The sequence below is a fragment of the Synechococcus sp. R55.8 genome, from assembly GCF_047461895.1.
GTDB lineage: Bacteria > Cyanobacteriota > Cyanobacteriia > Thermostichales > Thermostichaceae > Thermostichus.
In genome coordinates, this window is the sequence record NZ_JANSIB010000097.1 from 10171 (window position 1) to 11705 (window position 1535).

2 protein-coding genes are annotated in these 1535 nt (G+C 56.8%); both read left to right on the top strand.

What is annotated here, in order from left to right:
- The first annotated feature begins 149 nt into the window (after window positions 1-149).
- Complete coding sequence (locus tag NW829_RS10050) at window positions 150-929, top strand: cysteine hydrolase family protein (RefSeq protein ID WP_041437718.1); 780 nt, start codon at window positions 150-152, stop codon at window positions 927-929.
- Between the two features lie 45 nt (window positions 930-974).
- On the top strand, window positions 975-1439 hold the full coding sequence (locus NW829_RS10055) for a cupin domain-containing protein (RefSeq protein ID WP_011434408.1): 465 nt from the start codon (window positions 975-977) through the stop codon (window positions 1437-1439).
- The last annotated feature ends 96 nt before the right edge of the window (window positions 1440-1535 follow it).

Below are 1535 nucleotides of genomic sequence, written 5' to 3' on the forward strand. Positions count from 1 at the left end.
ACTGACCCTGGGGGATCCCATGCGTTAATAAGGTGAGAAAGTGTAGCCTACGATTCCAAAGTGAGGTTGGCTGTGCATTAAGGTCGAGCGTAGTTGTGGGTCATCCGCCCCACCTGATCCCACTGCTGCGCGACGCGAGCGGAGAATCCATGAGCACTCCCAATCGCCCCTTGAAGACCCTTGGGATCCCTCCCAATGCCTGGGCTGTGAATGCCGAAATGGCCGACCTCACCCGTCCGCCCTTGGATCCCCGGCCCATCCTGCTGCCCACCTCCAGCAAAACCCTGCGCTTGGATCTGGCCAAAGCGGCGCTGCTGGTGATCGACATGCAAAACGACTTTTGTCATCCCGACGGTTGGCTGGCCAGCATCGGCGTCGATGTTACACCTGCACGGGCTCCCATCGGCCCTCTAAAAGCCCTGCTGCCCCGCCTGCGACAAGCTCAAGTGCCGATTGTGTGGGTGAACTGGGGCAATCGCCCTGACTTGCTCAACATCAGCGCCGGCTTGCGACATGTGTACAACCCCACCGGAGAGGGAGTAGGGCTGGGGGATCCCTTGCCTAAGAACGGGTCTTTGGTCCTCACGCGGGGCAGTTGGGGCGCTGCTGTGGTGGAGGAACTGGAGGTCAAGCCCGAGGATATCTGGGTGGATAAGTTCCGCATGAGCGGCTTTTGGGATACCCCTCTCGATAGCATTCTCAGAAACCTGGGGCGCACCACCCTCTTTTTTGCCGGCGTGAACATCGACCAGTGCGTCATGACCACGCTGCAAGATGCCAATTTCCTCGGCTACGACTGCATTTTGCTGGAAGACTGCGCCGCCACCACCTCTCCTGAATACTGTTTGCTAGCTACCCTCTACAACGTCAAGCAGTGCTTTGGCTTTGTCGCCTCCTCCTCAGATTTGCTCGCGGCTCTCCCCTGTTAGCACTTGCCCACTATTCACCCCTCATCTCTTGAGCGGAGGATCCGGATGCAAACGCTTTCCCGCTGCGTGATTCCAATTGTTAAAACCCCTGCCGATTATCAGGCTTTTCGCATCAGCCCCCACGATACCAATCGCCTGGCCATCGTGTTCGATCCTTCTCATGCTCAGATTTCTCTAACCTTTTGTGTGGAGATCTTCGATGAGGGAGGCAAAACCCCTCCAAATCGCCATCAAATGGCTGTGGAAATGTTTTTTGTTCTCAAGGGGGAAGGCCTGGCCATTTGCGATGGAAAAGCGGCCCCCATCAAAACTGGAGATAGCATTCTGGTACCGCCGACCGGTGTACATGAAATCCACAATACCGGCCCAGGCCGCCTCTACGCCCTCTGCTTCATGGTGCCCAACGAAGATTTTGCCGAGCTCATCCGCTCCGGCACTCCTGCGGACTTGGATGAGGAGGATTTGCAGGTGCTGTCGGGGGGCTGGAGAAGGGCATTTGCTGAGGCTTAGGCCTCAATGGCTCTGGGAGCTGTAGAGGTTGGAAGTCAGGGGTACTGATACATTCACGCTGAACTCTCCTGAACATGGTTCAGGAAAGAAGCGATC

Bases quoted from the DNA above. Each gene is read 5' to 3' on its own strand.
- NW829_RS10055 (WP_011434408.1), top strand. From the start codon at position 975: ATGCAAACGCTTTCCCGCTGCGTGATTCCAATTGTTAAAACCCCTGCC.
- NW829_RS10050 (WP_041437718.1), top strand. From the start codon at position 150: ATGAGCACTCCCAATCGCCCCTTGAAGACCCTTGGGATCCCTCCCAAT.